General features: G+C 74.2%; 16 protein-coding genes. 9 read left to right on the top strand and 7 right to left on the bottom strand.

Annotated features, from left to right (window positions below; all coding sequences use genetic code 11):
- Positions 1–73: 73 nt before the first annotated feature.
- Positions 74–559 carry a MarR family winged helix-turn-helix transcriptional regulator gene (locus ACVJO7_RS22990; protein WP_491674585.1) on the top strand — a complete coding sequence of 162 codons (486 nt, stop codon included), beginning with the start codon at positions 74–76 and terminating at the stop codon, positions 557–559.
- Here ACVJO7_RS22990 and ACVJO7_RS22985 read toward each other — a convergent pair.
- From ACVJO7_RS22985 to ACVJO7_RS22970, 4 genes are all read right to left on the bottom strand, one after another.
- Positions 531–1,487 (bottom strand): hypothetical protein, encoded by a 957-nt coding sequence (locus ACVJO7_RS22985; protein WP_491674584.1) that lies wholly within the window; start codon positions 1,485–1,487, stop codon positions 531–533. The two genes, ACVJO7_RS22990 and ACVJO7_RS22985, sit on opposite strands and share 29 nt — an antisense overlap.
- A 57-nt stretch (positions 1,488–1,544) precedes the next feature.
- Positions 1,545–2,177, bottom strand: coding sequence for a MerR family transcriptional regulator (locus ACVJO7_RS22980; RefSeq protein ID WP_344024594.1), 633 nt, complete (start codon positions 2,175–2,177; stop codon positions 1,545–1,547).
- 10 nt (positions 2,178–2,187) lie between these two features.
- On the bottom strand, positions 2,188–2,739 hold the full coding sequence (locus ACVJO7_RS22975) for an ATP-dependent Clp protease proteolytic subunit (protein ID WP_491674583.1): 552 nt from the start codon (positions 2,737–2,739) through the stop codon (positions 2,188–2,190).
- 82 nt (positions 2,740–2,821) lie between these two features.
- Entirely contained in the window at positions 2,822–3,913 is a 1,092-nt protein-coding gene (locus tag ACVJO7_RS22970; protein ID WP_491674582.1) for a sigma-70 family RNA polymerase sigma factor, read from the bottom strand.
- A 207-nt stretch (positions 3,914–4,120) separates the two neighbouring features.
- On the opposite strand from ACVJO7_RS22970, the gene mftR reads away from it, so the two are divergent.
- Positions 4,121–4,759: a mycofactocin system transcriptional regulator MftR gene (gene mftR / locus ACVJO7_RS22965; RefSeq protein WP_491674581.1), complete on the top strand. Its 639-nt coding sequence runs from the start codon at positions 4,121–4,123 to the stop codon at positions 4,757–4,759.
- 73 nt (positions 4,760–4,832) lie between these two features.
- Here mftR and ACVJO7_RS22960 read toward each other — a convergent pair whose 3' ends face one another.
- Positions 4,833–5,660, bottom strand: a complete 828-nt coding sequence (locus tag ACVJO7_RS22960) for a hypothetical protein (RefSeq protein WP_491674580.1) — start codon at positions 5,658–5,660, stop codon at positions 4,833–4,835.
- A 657-nt stretch (positions 5,661–6,317) separates the two neighbouring features.
- Here ACVJO7_RS22960 and ACVJO7_RS22955 point away from each other — a divergent pair.
- The 7 genes from ACVJO7_RS22955 to lon all read left to right on the top strand — a co-directional run bounded on the left by ACVJO7_RS22955 (position 6,318) and on the right by lon (position 13,355).
- On the top strand, positions 6,318–6,521 hold the full coding sequence (locus ACVJO7_RS22955) for a cold-shock protein (protein WP_068796724.1): 204 nt from the start codon (positions 6,318–6,320) through the stop codon (positions 6,519–6,521).
- Between the two features lie 351 nt (positions 6,522–6,872).
- On the top strand, positions 6,873–7,382 hold the full coding sequence (locus tag ACVJO7_RS22950) for a bifunctional DNA primase/polymerase (protein ID WP_491674579.1): 510 nt from the start codon (positions 6,873–6,875) through the stop codon (positions 7,380–7,382).
- Positions 7,383–7,710: 328 nt separating this feature from the next.
- The gene (locus ACVJO7_RS22945) at positions 7,711–9,057 is read left to right on the top strand and encodes a DUF445 domain-containing protein (protein WP_491674578.1); all 1,347 of its coding nucleotides are present in this window, start codon (positions 7,711–7,713) and stop codon (positions 9,055–9,057) included.
- 155 nt (positions 9,058–9,212) lie between these two features.
- Positions 9,213–9,749: a helix-turn-helix domain-containing protein gene (locus ACVJO7_RS22940; RefSeq protein ID WP_491674577.1), complete on the top strand. Its 537-nt coding sequence runs from the start codon at positions 9,213–9,215 to the stop codon at positions 9,747–9,749.
- A gap of 5 nt (positions 9,750–9,754) precedes the next feature.
- Positions 9,755–10,483: a hypothetical protein gene (locus tag ACVJO7_RS22935; RefSeq protein ID WP_344024611.1), complete on the top strand. Its 729-nt coding sequence runs from the start codon at positions 9,755–9,757 to the stop codon at positions 10,481–10,483.
- A gap of 165 nt (positions 10,484–10,648) precedes the next feature.
- Positions 10,649–10,957 (top strand): DUF2516 family protein, encoded by a 309-nt coding sequence (locus ACVJO7_RS22930; protein WP_344024613.1) that lies wholly within the window; start codon positions 10,649–10,651, stop codon positions 10,955–10,957.
- 67 nt (positions 10,958–11,024) lie between these two features.
- A complete protein-coding gene (lon, locus tag ACVJO7_RS22925) occupies positions 11,025–13,355 on the top strand; it encodes an endopeptidase La (RefSeq protein WP_491674576.1) in 2,331 nt (776 codons plus the stop codon).
- 333 nt (positions 13,356–13,688) lie between these two features.
- Here lon and purU read toward each other — a convergent pair whose 3' ends face one another.
- Both purU and ACVJO7_RS22915 read right to left on the bottom strand, forming a co-directional pair.
- Positions 13,689–14,567: a formyltetrahydrofolate deformylase gene (gene purU, locus ACVJO7_RS22920; protein WP_491674575.1), complete on the bottom strand. Its 879-nt coding sequence runs from the start codon at positions 14,565–14,567 to the stop codon at positions 13,689–13,691.
- Positions 14,567–15,064, bottom strand: a complete 498-nt coding sequence (locus tag ACVJO7_RS22915) for a DUF2505 domain-containing protein (protein WP_344018364.1) — start codon at positions 15,062–15,064, stop codon at positions 14,567–14,569. Before ACVJO7_RS22915 ends, purU begins: the two co-directional genes overlap by 1 nt.
- Positions 15,065–15,075 lie beyond the last annotated feature (11 nt).

Genomic DNA, 15,075 nt, shown 5'->3' with positions numbered 1-15,075 from the left:
CAGTGCCTCCCAAATCGTTTGTCGAACTAACGGTAATTCGTGAGTCTGACCAACGCAACGGTAGGGTCGCGGGATGGCGGACGACGGACGGCTGGACGGTCTCGCGAGCCGGCTGCTGGGGCTCGCCGCCCGGCACGCGGAACGGGTGGTCGGTGCGGAGCTGGCCGGGGCCGGCGCACACCGGTGGCACTACGCGGTGCTGGCGACGCTCGCCGACCACGGCCCGGCCAGCCAGGCCGGGCTCGGCGCGCGGACCGGGATCCACGCCAGCGACCTGGTCGGGCTGATCGGGGAGCTGGCCGGGCGCGGGGAGGTCACCCGCGCCCCCGATCCGGCCGACCGGCGGCGCAACGTCGTCGAGCTGACCGACGCCGGCCGGGAGCGGCTGCACCGGCTCGACGCCGTCCTGGCCGGCGCCCAGGACGAGCTGCTCGCCCCGCTCTCCCCGGGCCGGCGGGCCGAGCTGGTGCGGCTGCTGCGGACGCTGGTCGAGCACCACGGCCATCCCGAGCCGGCCGACCGGGACCGGATCAGCGGCCGTCCCTCCCGGATCGGCTGACCGGCACCGCCTGCCGCCGCAGCGCGAGCACCGCCCCGGCGACCACGCCGATGACCAGCACCCCGAACGCGGCGGCCGTCCACGCGTCGGGGGCGAGCAGCGGTTGCCCGCGCAGTGCCTGCCAGGTGAGCAGAGCAAGGAGTGCGGCGTAGCCCGCCGTCACCGTCGCGACGAGATCGCGCCGGACCCGGGGATCGGCCAGCACCGCGACCCGGGCGGCGGCGAGCTCCAGGCCGATCAGCAGCAGCGGCAGGAGCTGCAGCGCGTGCATCCCGACGAAGTGCGGGATCCGCAGGTCCCCGCCGACGGTGCTCCAGCCGACGACGGCCAGGCCGGGCCCGCCGTCGGGCGGGCCGACGGTGTGCGCGCCGACGATCCCCTGGAAGTCGCTGAGCTGGTCCGGCGTCGGGCCGGTCATCAGGAACCCGAGCGCCATCCCGACCAGCGCGATCGCCGCCCCGGCCCGGATGGCCAGCGACCGCGCCGGATCGAGGCCGCGGAGCCCGAACAGCGCGGCGGTCAGCCAGAGCGTGACCAGCCAGGCCACCACGATCGAGCCGCCCATGACCGCCCACAGCGTGGAGTCCAGCGGCGTCGTCATGTTGAAGTGGCTGGTCGTCCCGCGCCCGGCCTGCACGACGAGCACCACCATCTCGATCGCCAGTGCGAGCGCGGCGACGGTGCCCGCCACGAACGCCGTCCGGGCCCGGCCGCGCCGCTCCCGCAGCTGCGCGTACAGCCAGGCCCAGGTCACGCAGAAGATGGCGATGGAGACCGCGAACTTGGTCGGCTTCAGCCAGATCGGCGCGCCGAGCAGGACCCGGGGATCGAGCAGGACCCCGAGGAGGCCGAGCGGGACCAGCGCGGCGCAGCCCAGTCCGACGATCATCAGCGGGCGGTGCCAGGCGAGTGCGGTGCGCAGCGACATCGTGACCTCCGGAGCGACAGTACGGATACTGTAACTATCGGATAGTCACACTGTCCATCAGATGCCGGCGGCGGGGTAGCGGCTCGACGAGTGACTCTCCTGCGCGATCCGGCGCAGCGCGGCGATCAGCGCGTCGCCCAGCACCGTCGCCACCAGTGCGGTCTCCGCGACGCCCTCCCGGTCGGCGACCCGCCCGACGGCGTCCAGGTCCGCCTCGCCGATCCGGTCGGCCGCCTCCGCCCATCGCTGCAGGGTGTCCGCGTCCGGCGGGTGGCCGAGCTCGTGCATCCGGGCGAGCACGCTGCGGGCCCCGGCGAGCGCGGGCGCCCGGTCCGAGACCCGCCAGCCGAGGTGCGCGGTGAGGGCGCGCACGTCGGCCTCCGCGCGCTCGGCGAACGCGCCGCCGCCGTCGCCGGTCCCGGTGACCGCGTACACGGTGCGCCCGAGCATCCGGTGCAGCCCGGTGTCCGGGTCGTCGACGGCGGCCAGCACGTCCCGGACGACGGCGATGGGCAACCCGCCGACCTCGACGAGCGCGCGGATCAGCCGGAGCCGTCGCAGGTGCGACTCGTCGTAGCGGGCCTGGTTGGGCGAGGTCGTCTCGCCGCGGTGCAGCAGGCCCTCGCGGAGGTAGTACTTGATGGTCGCGACCGGGACCTCGGACGACCGGGACAGCTCTGACACGCGCACCTGCGGAAGCTTAGCTATCCGATCCCCGGACGTGATCGGCGAGCCCGAACGTCACCGCCTCGGTCGCGCTCAGCCAGCGCGACCGGGCGTCGTCGGGCAGCGGCGCGCCGCAGTACCGCTCGGTGAGCGCGTCGATCTCCTCCCGCCGGTGGGTCAGATGATCCGCGCGGACCCGGACGTCGCCCGGATGCGCGCCCCGGACCTGCCCCGCCGCGTCCCAGGCCGAGGGCAGCAGCGCGGCGTGCGGCAGCGCGTACCGCTTGCCCGGGGTGCCGGCCGCGACCAGGAACGGCACCGGCCCGGCGATCGAGCCCACCGCGACGGTGACCACGTCGACGCCGAGGGTCCGGATCGTGTCGTGCACGGCCATCGCGGCCACCGGGGAGCCGCCGGGGGAGAGTAGGTGCAGGGTGACGTCGCGCCGCGGGTCCTCCGCGGCGAGCAGCAGCAGCCGGGCGCACGTCTCCGCGGCGACCTCGTCGTCGAGCTCGCGGGACAGCAGCACGATCCGGGCGCCGAGGAGCCGCTCGGCGGGATCGGACGGGGCGGACAGGAACGGCATCGGGACCTCCGGACTCGGGCCCGTCGCCGATCGGCGGGCCCGTCCGCGACGCTAGGCCCGCCCGGTGCGCCCCGGCCGCCGATTACGCCGTCGGCGGAACGGTTCCTCCCCCCGCGATCCCGGCCGTCTTCGGCTCCCACAGCTCCGGCCGGTCCGCCAGCGCGAGCGGCAACCCGAAGTAGGCGAACAGTTCGGTGTTGAGGAAGATGCTCAGCCCGGTGACGGCGCCGCCCTCGATCCGCAGCGCGGTGATGCCCCACGCCTGGAACTCGCCGTTCGGCCCGGAGGGCTTCCACTGGGCGAACCCGACCGTGCCGTTGATCTCCACCGGGGCGACCCGCGATCCGCGGCAGGCCTGGCCGGGGCCGGTCGCCATCCAGGCGACCACGTCGTCCCGGCCACGGAACCACAGCTCCAGCGGCGGCATGTTCTGCTCGACGTCGGCGTGCAGCAGCGCGGTCAGCGCCTCCATGTCGAACGCCTCGAACGCCGCCATGTAGCGCATCAGCAGCTCGGTCTGCGCCGGATCGACGACCGGGGTGGTGCCCGGTGCGGCCTCGGAGACGCCCTGGTCGGCCAGCGTCGCGCGGGCCCGCTGCAGGGCGCTGTTCACCGACGCGACCGAGGTGTCGAGCAGCTCGGCGACCTCGGCGGCGCGCCAGCAGAGCACCTCGCGCAGGATCAGGACGGCCCGCTGGCGGGCGGGCAGGTGCTGCAGCGCCGCGACGAAGGCGAGCCGGATCGTCTCCTTCGCGATCGCCCTGTCGGCCGGGTCGCCCGCCGGGGTGGAGACCCGCGCGTCCGGCATCGGCTCCAGCCACTCGGAGTCCGGGAGCGGCTCGCGCAGCGACCCGGCCACCGGCGCCCCCGGGCCGCCGAGGTCCATCGGCACGGCCCGCCGCTTGCGGCCGTTCAGCGCGTCGATGCAGACGTTCGTGGCGATCCGGTACAGCCAGGACCGCAGCGAGGACCGCCCGTCGAACCTGGCCAGGCCCTTCCAGGCGCGGACCATGGTGTCCTGCACCGCGTCCTCCGCCTCGAAGGCGGACCCGAGCATCCGGTAGCAGTAGCCGGTCAGCTCGCGCCGGTAGTCCTCGATCTGCTGATCGAGCGGTCTCGGATCGGTCTCCTCGGCGCTTCCCGCGTTGCTGCCTGCCCTGGCGGGTGCGGTCATCGGTTCCCCCTCGCGACGTCCCCGGACGGGGTGGGCCGGGGCGGTCCCGGTCCGTGTCGAGGCGAGTGTGCTCCTGCCCACCGACAGTGTGGAGGCCCTTTCCGGCGAACGGCGCCCCCGAGCGGTGTCCGAACGGGCGGTGCGGGAGCCGTGGGATGATCGGTGCAGCGTTGGTGTGGACGGGCGGGAGGCGCGGGGATGTCGGCGTTGACCGGGAACAGCCGGGACGACACGGACGGTTCCGGCGGGGTGTCGCCGCTGCGCAGGGCCGGTCGGCGGCCGGTCACCTCCCGGTACGAGATCGAGCACATCGCACTCGAGATGTTCAGCGACCACGGCTTCGAGCACACCACGGTCGACGACGTCGCGATCGCGGCCGGGATCGGCCGGCGCACCTTCTTCCGCTACTACGCCTCGAAGAACGACGTCGCCTGGGGAGCGTTCGACGAGCAGCTGGTCCGGATGCGCGCGGTCCTCGCCGCCCAGCCGGCCGATCTGCCGGTGCTCGAGGGCATCCGGCGGGCGGTGCTGGAGTTCAACCACGTCGAGCCGGCCGAGCAGCCGTGGCACCGCAGGCGGCTGCGGTTGATCCTCGGCACGCCCGCGCTGCAGGCCCACTCCACGCTGCGCTACGCCGCGTGGCGTGAGGTGGTGGCCGATCACGTCGCCCAGCGCCGGGGCGAGCCGGCGTCGGCCCTCGTCCCGCAGAGCGTCGGGCACGCCTGCCTGGGGGTCTGCCTCGCCGCCTACGAGCGCTGGCTCGCCGACGACGGCACCGAGCTGTCCGAGCTGCTCGACAGCGTCTTCCGGTCGCTGATCGGGGGCTGGTCCGCCGAGCTGGGGTGACCGCACGCCCCGACGGCGTCCCCCGGGGCCCGGGGGACGCCGTCGAACGGCAGTGGATCGCCGGCGGATCGACTCAGCGGGCGCTGCCGAACAGCCGCTCCCACAGGCTCGGGGTGGCGGTGGCCCCCGGTGCGGCCTCGGGACCGGCGTCGGCCTCCTCCGGCGCGCCCGGGACCGCCGGGACGGCGGGATCGGCGGGCAGGGCCGGGGCCGCCGGTGCACCCGGCACCGCCGGGACGGCCGGGGCCGCCGGGGCCCCCGGAACGGCCGGGTCGGCCGGCACCCCCGGGACGGCGGGGTCGGCCGGCACCCCCGGGTCGGCCGGCACTGCCGGGACGGCGGGCGCAGCCGGGACGCCCGGGACGGCCGGCGCGGCCGGGACCCCCGGAACGGCCGGGGCCGCCGGGACCGCGGGGGCGGCGGGCACAGCGGGCACGGCAGGCGCAGCGGGCACGGCGGGCACAGCGGGCTCGACCGGCGGCTCCGGGACCTCCTGGGCCGGGACCTCCCCGGCCACGGCGTCCTCCGCCGGGGCGGCAGGGACCGCGGGGACCGCCGGTGCGGCAGGAACGGCCGGGGCGGCCGGCAGCGCGGGGGCGGCGGGAACCGCCGGTGCGGCGGGCACCGCCGGGACCGCGGGTGCGGCCGGGACCGGTGCCTCGGCCGGCACCTGGACGTCGGCCGGCACCGCCGGCACCGCGGGGGTGACCGGGGCCGGATCGACCGGGACCGGCGCGGTGGTCCCACCACCGAACAGGGTGTTGAACAACCGGTCCAGCGGGCCGTCGCCGGCGGACTGTTCCGGCGCGGCGGCCGTGAGGGCGACCGGCTGGGCGGAGGCACGCGTGGGCTCGGCCGCGCCGGCCGCGCCGGCGCCGTACACACCCAGGGTGCCGATCATGAGGGTCAGGGCGACGGAAGCGGTGACTCGGGATCGCACGTTCTCTCCAGTTCGCGGGCTGTTGCTGTGCTGAGGGACGGCGCAGAGCTTGTAGTCACCGGCCGTCGTCCACCAGTGACCCGTTCGTGGCCACACCCGCCACGGGAGTCCCAGCGGTCACACAGCGAGCGGATCGGACTGCAATGCGCCCGGAACGGGCGACCCCGAACGGGGTGCCGGAGCGCCCGCGGCCGGGCCGGACCCCGTCCGGTCACCCGGTCCGGGGGGTCGACGGCCCGGCTGCTCACCCGTCGGCGTGGAATGGCGTTCGTGCTCACCCGTTCGGGACGCAGGTGACCGGGTGTGCCCGGAAATCCGGGACACCGTCACGCATCGTGTCGCCCGGTGCGACAGGTGGGACGTCGGAGACGTGCGGGGAGCGTGTGGTGTGCGGCTGGTGTCCCGCGGGGCCCGCCCGGCGGATCGGCACCGGGTGGTCCGGGCCGTGATAGCCTCCGCGCGGTTGCAGTCGTTCTTCCCCGATCGCCGTGAAGCGTCCGTGTGAAGTTGTGACGGTGGGCTTCGCCGGTGATGCGGATGTGTCTCCGACGTGGCCCGCGCGACCTCCGGCCCTCGCAGTGAGGGACCGGAACCGCTCCATCTGAGAAGGACACAGCTATGCCGCAGGGCACCGTCAAGTGGTTCAACGCCGAGAAGGGCTTCGGCTTCATCGCCACCGACGACGAGGGACCGGACGTTTTCGTCCACTACTCCGCGATCGAGGCCAACGGCTTCCGGAGCCTGGAGGAGAACCAGCGGGTCGACTTCCAGGCCAGCCAGGGCAAGAAGGGCCCGCAGGCCGACTCGGTCCGTGTGATCTGATCTTCCTTGCGGGGCACGTCCCCGCTCGTGCGTGAACCGGCGGCGCCGGCACCCCTCGGGTGCCGGCGCCGCCGCACGTTCCGGGTGCCGCTCCGGCGGACGGCACGGCGACCGGTGTGGCGGCGGGCGTCGCCCGGGTTGCCACCGCCCGTCCGATCGCTCGGGCCGGTCACCTGCCGTTCACCGGCGCCCTCGCCGCCGTGCGGTCGGGGTGAACCCGCTCGTCTCGCCGTCGCGCGTGCTCGCCGCGGACCACTCGCGAGCACGTCACTCTTACCCGCATCCTGGTGTTGCACTTCACAGATGCGGCACCACGGTGGTGCCGCGGCAAGCGGAAGGAAGTGGATCCCGATGTCCTGGTGGGACAGCTACCGAGCCGTCTACGGCGCGGAGCTGCGGGCTGCCGCACGCGAGTACGTCGACCACGGCTGGTCCCTCGTGCCGGGGCCGGGAGCCGAGGTGCTGCTCGCCACCGGCGAGTCGATCGACGTCATCGAGGTGCCCGCCGAGGTCGGCCGCAGGGTCTGCCGCACGCTGCGGGAGGCCGGTGAGGTCGTGCCCGTCGCGGCGACCCCGCAGGGCACCTGGTGGTTCCCGATGACGCCGCGGCACGCGCTGCCCGCAGAGCTCAGCCTGCACACCGACGTCGTGCTGCACACCGACGGCATCGGCGTGGTCGCCCCGCCGACCGAGCGGCCGGACGGCTGGGTCCAGTGGCGCGTCGCGCCGGCGCGGGTCGGGTACCGGGTGCCCGACGCGTCCGTCGTCGTCGAGGCGGTCGTCGATGCCATCCGTTCGCACGGCACGGCCGGCGCCGATGCGGAGCAGACCCCCGCGACCGGGGTCGCCCTGCGGCGCTGACCGCACCCGGTACGGACCGGCCTGAACACCTGCCGGCCCGTACCTCCGGCGCACCGTCCGCCCGAACCCGTCCCGTTGCCGCCCGGTGTCATGCCGGGTGCCGGGGCCGGCCGGACGCTGCGCACCGGTAGTGGCGTCCGGGGGAGCACTTCTCCCCCGCGCGCGGAGCCCGCACCGCGGGCGCCGCCGAGCAGCCGCTCCACCGGCCTCGGCCGGGTCCGGCGGGGACAGCCCCCGGACCCGGCCGGCCCCACCCCCGGGTATTCCCCGAGATCGCCCCCGGTGTACCCCGAGTCCGGCTGTCGGTGCCGCGGGGCACTATGGGGACGTGCAGACCTCGAGCGCGCCGGAGCGCCCCGCCCCGGCTCCGACCTCGCCGCAGGACCGGAACGTCGGGTCGGTGCCCTCGGCGCCGCTCGGCGGCTTCGGGCCCGGCGACGAGCAGAAGCGGCGTGACCTGCGCCGGATGAAGGCCGTCGCGACCGGGTTCCTGGTCGGGGCCACGATCGTCTTCTTCATCGCCAAGTACCTGGAGTCCGTCCAGGGGCTGCCCTGGGCGGCGTACGTGCGGGCCAGCGCCGAGGCGGGCATGGTCGGCGCACTGGCCGACTGGTTCGCCGTCACCGCGCTGTTCCGGCATCCGCTGCGGATCCCGATCCCGCACACCGCGATCATCCCGCGCAAGAAGGACATGATCGGTGACAGCCTCGGCGACTTCGTCGGCGAGAACTTCCTGTCCGAGGCGGTCGTCCGGGACAAGCTGGAGCGGGTCGGCGTCGCCGAGCAGGTGGGGCTCTGGATCGGCGAGCAGCGCAACGCCGACCGGGTCACCACCGAGCTGGTGACCGCCGCCCGCGCCGTGGTCACCGTGCTGCGCGACGAGGACGTGCAGAACGTCATCGAGACGGTCGCCGTCCGCAAGCTGATGGAGATCCCGGTCGGCCCGCCGCTGGGCAAGGCCCTGGAGGGCGTGCTGACCGACGGCGCGCACCGCCGACTGGTCGATCTCGTCTGCGACCGGGCCTACGACTGGGTCGCCGACAACCAGGAGATGGTGCTGCGGGTCGTGCACGAGCGGGCGCCGTCGTGGACCCCCCGGTTCGTCGACGACATGGTGGCCGACAAGCTCTTCGCCGAGATCCGCGGCTACGCCTGGGGCGTCAAGACCGACCCGGAGCACCCGCTGCGGCACGCCGTGGACCGCTATCTGGCCGAGTTCGCGCGCGACCTGCAGAGCGACCCGGCCACGATGGACCGGGCCGAGCAGGTCAAGCGCCAGGTCGTCGAGCACCCCGAGGTGCAGCACTTCATCGGGCGGGCCTGGACGGTCGTCAAGGGCATGGTGCTCGACGCCGCCGACGACCCGTCCAACGAGCTGCGGCTGCGGGTCCGGGACGGGCTGATGGCGTTCGGCAGGCGGCTCGGCCGCGATGCCGAGCTGAGCGGCAAGCTCGACGGCTGGATGGCCGACGCCGCCTGCTACGTCGTCCGGCACTACCGGTCCCAGATCACCACGCTGATCACCGAGACGGTCGCGAAGTGGGACGCCGAGGAGACCTCCCGCAAGATCGAGCTCCAGGTGGGCCGGGACCTGCAGTGGATCCGGATCAACGGCACCGTCGTCGGTGCGCTGGCCGGGCTGGTCATCCACACCGTCGGCGAGCTCGTGTTCTGAGCCCGCTCGGCGTCATTCCGGCGTCATCCCGTTGCCATCGGGTAGTCACGAACGTGTCGCACGCCACGTGACCAGCGCTAGCACTCCGCTTGCAGGAGCTAGCACCGGCGCGTAGCGTCGGTGACGGCAACGAGGAGAGATCGGAGGTGGCGCCGATGGGCACCAGACCGGACCCCGCACCGGGACCGGCCGGTGGGCCCAGGCCCTCCACCGAACCGTCCGAGCGCGTCGGCCAGGCCGTCGAACAGGTCGGCCAGGTCGTCGGCCAGGCACAGCAGGTGGTCGGGCACGCGGTGGAGGACATCGGGTCCTACATCCGCGCCCAGCGCGAGGCCGCACAGGTCTCGATGCGCCAGCTGGCCCGCACGGCGGGGGTGAGCAACCCCTACCTGAGCCAGGTCGAGCGCGGACTGCGCAAGCCGTCCGCGGAGATCCTGCAGCAGCTCGCCAAGGGCCTGCGGATCTCGGCCGAGGCGCTGTACGTGCGCGCCGGGATCCTCGAGGAGAGGTCCGCCGGCAAGGTCACCGACGCCGTGCTCACCGATCCGACCCTCACCGAGCGGCAGAAGCGCGTGCTGCTCGATGTCTACGAGTCGTTCCGCAGGGAGAACGGTCTCACCGGCAGCGCCGCCGGCAGCACTACCGACGGCGCCGCCAGCGCTGCCGACACACCGACAGAGACGAGGAAGTGATCACCATGGCCGTGAACCTCCCGACCAGTGCCGACGTGAAGAAGCTGCGCGAGCAGACCGCCGAGCAGGCCGAGGTCGTCCGCACCCCGCTGCTCGCCGTGCTGGGCGCCGGCGACTACGCCTACACCACCGTGACCAAGGCCGTCGCCGACGTCCGGTCCACCGCGACCAAGCGGGCCGAGGAGGTCCAGGGTCGCGTGCAGGAGCTGCCGGAGGACCTCAAGGAGCTGCGCGGCAAGCTCAGCTCCGAGAACCTGCGCAAGCAGGTCGAGGAGTTCCGCGCCCAGGCCGAGGACGTCTACGTCGGCTTCGCCCAGCGCGGCGAGAAGGCCTGGGGCAAGATCCGCAAGCAGCCGCAGGTCAAGCAGGCCTTCGCGACCGTCGAGGACCTCACCGAGAAGTTCGACGCGCGGGTCGACGAGTTCGTCGACGAGACCCACGACGCCGCCGAGAAGGCCCTGGAGACGGTGACCACGCAGACCCGCTCGGTCGGCGAGAAGGTCGCGCGTCGCACCCAGGCCGTGGCCGGCCAGGCCGCCGAGGCCGTCACCGAGGTCTCCAAGGACGCCGCCGAGGCGATCGAGGAGGCCGGGGACGAGGTCGCCGGCACCACCCGGTCCACCACCCGCAAGGCCGCGGCGAAGACCGACCCGAAGACCAACACCGGTGCGCGCACCGCGGCGGCCCGCAAGCCGGCCACCCGGCGTAGCACCACCGGCACCACCAAGAAGTGACACCCGCCGGGCGTCCCGCCCGGTGCGCAGTACCGACCGCCCCCGCCGCCCTCCCGCCGGCGGGGGCGGTCCGCCGTCCGGCCCCGGTGCGGCCGAGGGGTGCGCGACGCATCGCCGATGCGGAGCCCGCGTGACCGGCGACCGGACTGCCCGTACTCTGGCCGCGTGGAACTGCTGTACGTCCTCGACCAGTGGATCGTCTTCGCCCTGAAGATCGTCGCGCTCCCGGTGGGTGGCTACGCGTTCCTGCACGCCCTGCGTCAGCGCGCCGACGCCTTCACCGCGGCCGGGAAGCTCACCAAGAACGCCTGGCTGGGCATCACCGGCGTCGGCCTGCTGCTGCTGATCATCACCGGCGGCCCGATGTACGGCGGCGCGATGTTCTGGCTGGCGGCGATGGTGGCCGTGCTGGTCTACATCGTCGACGTCAAGCCCGCGGTGGTCGAGGTGCAGGGCGGCGGCCCACGCTGGTGAGGCGTCCCGCGCGTTCGCCGTGAGCGGACAGCGGATGGGGTGCAACGGTGTAAGCGTTGGCAGGGTCATGAGTGATGTGCTGATCCTCCCCGTCCTGCCCCTTGACGACGCGGTCGTGCTGCCCGGCATGGTCGTCCCGGTCCGCCTCGACGCTCCCGACACGCGCGCCGCCGTGGACGCGGCCGGCGCAGGCGGGCGGGAGAACGACGACGGGAGACGGGTGCTCGTCGTCCCCCGGATCGACGGCCGCTACGGCTCCGTCGGCGTCGTCGCCGTGCTCGAGCAGATCGGCAGGCTCCCCAACGGCGACCAGGCCGCCGTCGTGCGCGGCGAGCGCCGCGCCCGGATCGGCAGCGGCGTCGGCGGGCCCGGTGCCGCGCTGTGGGTGGAGGCCGAGCCGCTGACCGAGGCCGAGCCGACCGGGCGCACCCACGAGCTCGCCAAGGAGTACAAGGCGCTGGTCGTCGGCATCCTGCAGCAGCGGGGCGCCTGGCAGGTCATCGACTCGGTGCAGCAGACCTCCGATCCCGGCCTGCTCGCCGACCTCGCCGGATGGGCGTCCTGGCTGGACGTCGCGCACAAGGCCGAGCTGCTCGCCGAGACCGACGTGACCGTGCGGCTGGAGAAGCTCCTGGAGTGGACGAAGGAGCACGTCGCCGAGCAGGAGGTCTCCGAGAAGATCTCGAACGACGTCCGCGAGGGCATGGAGCGCCAGCAGCGCGAGTTCCTGCTGCGCCAGCAGCTCGCCGCGATCCGCAAGGAGCTCGGCGAGGGTGACCCGGACGCCGCCGACGACGACTACCGCGCCAAGGTCGAGGCCGCCGACCTGCCGGAGAACGTCCGCAAGGCCGCGCTGACCGAGGTCGGCAAGCTGGAGCGGGCCTCCGACCAGAGCCCCGAGTCCGGATGGATCCGGACCTGGCTCGACACCGTCCTCGACATCCCGTGGACCACCACCACGACCGACTCCGACGACCTCGTCGAGGCGCGCCGGATCCTGGACGCCGACCACGCCGGCCTCGACGACGTCAAGGAGCGGCTGATCGAGTTCCTGGCCGTCCGGTCCCGGCGTACCCGCAAGGGCCTGGACACCGTGGGCGGGCGCGGCTCCGGCGCCGTGCTGTCCCTGGTCGGCCCGCCCGGCGTCGGCAAGACGTCGCTGGGGGAGTCGGTGGCCCGCTCGCTCGGCCGGAAGTTCGTCCGGGTCGCGCTCGGCGGCGTCCGGGACGAGGCGGAGATCCGCGGGCACCGGCGCACCTACGTCGGCGCGCTGCCGGGCCGCATCGTCCGGGCCATCCGGGAGGCCGGGTCGATGAACCCGGTCGTGCTGCTCGACGAGATCGACAAGGTCGGCAGCGACTTCCGGGGTGACCCGACCGCGGCCCTGCTGGAGGTGCTGGACCCGGCGCAGAACCACACGTTCCGGGACCACTACCTGGAGGTCGATCTCGACCTGTCGAACGTGCTGTTCCTGGCCACCGCGAACGACGGCTCGGCGATCCCCGGGCCGCTCGCCGACCGGATGGAGGTCGTGACGCTCGACGGCTACACCGAGCCGGAGAAGGTCGCGATCGCCCGTGACCACCTGCTCCCGCGGCAGATCACCTCGGCCGGTCTGGAGCCGGACGACGTCGAGTTCACCGACGTCGCGCTGTCCATGATCGCCGCCGAGTACACCCGGGAGGCCGGGGTCCGCCAGCTGGAGCGCGGTCTGGCGAAGGTGCTCCGGAAGGTCGCCGTCGAGCTGGACGGCGGCGCCGAGGGCCCGGTCACGGTCGACGCCAACTCGCTCGTCGGCTACCTCGGCCGGCCGAGGTTCACGCCGGAGACCGCGGAGCGCACCTCGGTCCCCGGGGTCGCGACCGGACTGGCCGTCACCGGTGCCGGTGGGGACGTGCTGTTCATCGAGGCGACCGCGATGGACGGCGAGCCCGGCCTGCAGATCACCGGGCAGCTCGGTGAGGTGATGACCGAGTCCGTCTCGATCGCGCTGTCCTACCTGCGGTCGAAGGGGCTCGCCGGGGACCTGGCGCAGCGCAAGCTGCACGTGCACGTCCCGGCCGGCGCCGTCCCGAAGGACGGCCCGTCCGCGGGCGTCACGATGACCACGGCGCTCGCCTCGCTCGCCTCCGGGCGGCCGGTCCGCAGCTCGGTCGGGATGACCGGCGAGGTCACCCTGCAGGGCAAGGTCCTGCCGATCGGCGGGGTGAAGCAGAAGCTGCTCGCCGCGCACCGGGCCGGGCTGACCGACGTGATCATCCCGAAGCGCAACGAGCCCGACCTGGATGACGTGCCGGAGTCGGTGCGCGGTGAGCTGCGGGTGCACCCGGTCGCCGACGTCGCCGAGGTCCTGGAGATCGCCCTGGAGCCGGTGGTCGCGGAGCAGCGCGCCGCCTGACCCGCGCCCGAGCGCCCGTCCCGCACCCGCGGGCGGGCGCTCTGCGTCTCGCGGCCCCGCCGCGCCCCGCGCCCCGCGCCCCGCGCCTCGCGCCCCGCGCCTCGCCCCGCGCCCCGCGCCTCGCCCCGCGCCCCGCGCTCCGCATCGCGCCCCGTGCCTCGCGCCTCGCGCCGCCCCGTGCCTCGCGCCTCGCCTCGCCCCGCACCCCGTCGCTCACCGAGATGCAGCACAGCGGGAATTCTGGATCTTTCCGGCCCGCTCATCTGCATCTCGGCGGGTGACGGGGTGCGGGCGGGGCGCGTGGCGTGGCGTGGGTGGGGCGTGGCGGCCGGATCAGTGGAAGACGACGGTGCGGTTGCCCTGGATCAGCACCCGGTCCTCCAGGTGCCAGCGCAGTCCCCGCGCCAGCACGAGCCGCTCGATGTCGCGGCCGCGGCGCACCATGTCGGCGGCCGTGTCGCCGTGGTCGACCCGGGTGACGTCCTGCTCGATGATCGGGCCGGCGTCGAGATCGGCGGTGGCGTAGTGGCAGGTCGCCCCGATCAGCTTGACCCCGCGCCGGTGCGCCTGGTGGTAGGGCCGTGCCCCGGCGAACGACGGCAGGAAGCTGTGGTGGATGTTGATCGCCCGCCCGGCCCACGCCTCGCACAGGTGCGCGGGCAGGATCTGCATGAAGCGGGCCAGCACGACGGCGTCCGGGTCGTCGGCGTCGACCAGCTTGCGGATCTCCTCGAACGCGGTGACCTTGCCCTGCTCGCGGAACCGGTCGCCGGCGGCCGGGAAGGGCACGTGATGGAACGGCACCCCGTGCGCGGTCACGATCGGCTCCAGCGACGCGTGGTTGCCGATCACCCGGGTGATCTCCACCGGCAGCTCGCCGGTCCACACGCGTCCGAGCAAGTCGTGCAGGCAGTGCTGGTCGCGCGTCACCAGGAGCACGGCGCGCTTGCGGGTCCCGGTGTCGGAGATCCGGTGCTCCCCGCCGAGCTCGGCGGCGACCGGGGCGAACAGCTCGCGGAGCTCCTCGACGTCGCACGGGACGGACGCGGCGTCGACGACCTGGCGGGTGGCGAACACCCCGGCCTCGACGTCGGCGTGGTAGGCCGCCTCGGTGATGGACGCGCCGAGGCCGGCGAGGAACGACGCGATCCGCGCGACGATCCCGGTCCGGTCCGGGCAGGACAGCGTGATGACGTACCGGCGGCCGGTCATCAGGAGATCTGCTTCAGGGTGAACTCGGTCTCGGCGGCCAGCAGTTTCTCGATCTGCCCGGCCACCGCCTCCTCGATCCGCGATCCGATCAGCGGCACCCGCACGGTCACCTCGGCCCGGATCATGACCTCGGAGCCCCCGTCGACGTCGACGATCCGCATCACCGACCGGGCGGTCGCCGGCGTCCCGACGACCTCGACCGAGCCGGTGCCGTCGTAGCGCCCGGCGCCGCCGGACCGCCAGTGCTCGGTGCGGTCGATCTTCAGGTCGCCGCCGGGGATGAACGAGGTGACCACCGACGGCAGGTCGGTGGCGGAGATGCCGTGCCGCAGCGTGTACCGGACGCCGCCCGGCTCGGTCTCGTAGGCGGTGATCGCGGCCCCCGGACCCCCGAGGTGCTTCAGCTGCTGCTCCAGCAGGTCACGGTCCACCATCGCGGCGTAGACCTTCTCCGCCGGGTGCACGGAGGTGGCGCGGTAGTCGAGCGAGCGCGGCATGCGCGCAGGTT

The sequence above is a fragment of the Pseudonocardia sp. DxW genome (genome assembly GCF_058448985.1).
This window is presented reverse-complemented; position numbering and strand designations above follow the sequence as displayed.

Coding starts and splice junctions, on each gene's coding strand:
- ACVJO7_RS22985 (WP_491674584.1), bottom strand. CDS start 1,487: ATGTCGCTGCGCACCGCACTCGCCTGGCACCGCCCGCTGATGATCGTC.
- ACVJO7_RS22955 (WP_068796724.1), top strand. CDS start 6,318: ATGCCGCAGGGCACCGTCAAGTGGTTCAACGCCGAGAAGGGCTTCGGC.
- ACVJO7_RS22950 (WP_491674579.1), top strand. CDS start 6,873: ATGTCCTGGTGGGACAGCTACCGAGCCGTCTACGGCGCGGAGCTGCGG.
- lon (WP_491674576.1), top strand. CDS start 11,025: ATGAGTGATGTGCTGATCCTCCCCGTCCTGCCCCTTGACGACGCGGTC.
- ACVJO7_RS22915 (WP_344018364.1), bottom strand. CDS start 15,064: ATGCCGCGCTCGCTCGACTACCGCGCCACCTCCGTGCACCCGGCGGAG.
- ACVJO7_RS22935 (WP_344024611.1), top strand. CDS start 9,755: ATGGCCGTGAACCTCCCGACCAGTGCCGACGTGAAGAAGCTGCGCGAG.
- ACVJO7_RS22970 (WP_491674582.1), bottom strand. CDS start 3,913: ATGACCGCACCCGCCAGGGCAGGCAGCAACGCGGGAAGCGCCGAGGAG.
- purU (WP_491674575.1), bottom strand. CDS start 14,567: ATGACCGGCCGCCGGTACGTCATCACGCTGTCCTGCCCGGACCGGACC.
- ACVJO7_RS22975 (WP_491674583.1), bottom strand. CDS start 2,739: ATGCCGTTCCTGTCCGCCCCGTCCGATCCCGCCGAGCGGCTCCTCGGC.
- ACVJO7_RS22990 (WP_491674585.1), top strand. CDS start 74: ATGGCGGACGACGGACGGCTGGACGGTCTCGCGAGCCGGCTGCTGGGG.
- ACVJO7_RS22960 (WP_491674580.1), bottom strand. CDS start 5,660: ATGATCGGCACCCTGGGTGTGTACGGCGCCGGCGCGGCCGGCGCGGCC.
- ACVJO7_RS22940 (WP_491674577.1), top strand. CDS start 9,213: ATGGGCACCAGACCGGACCCCGCACCGGGACCGGCCGGTGGGCCCAGG.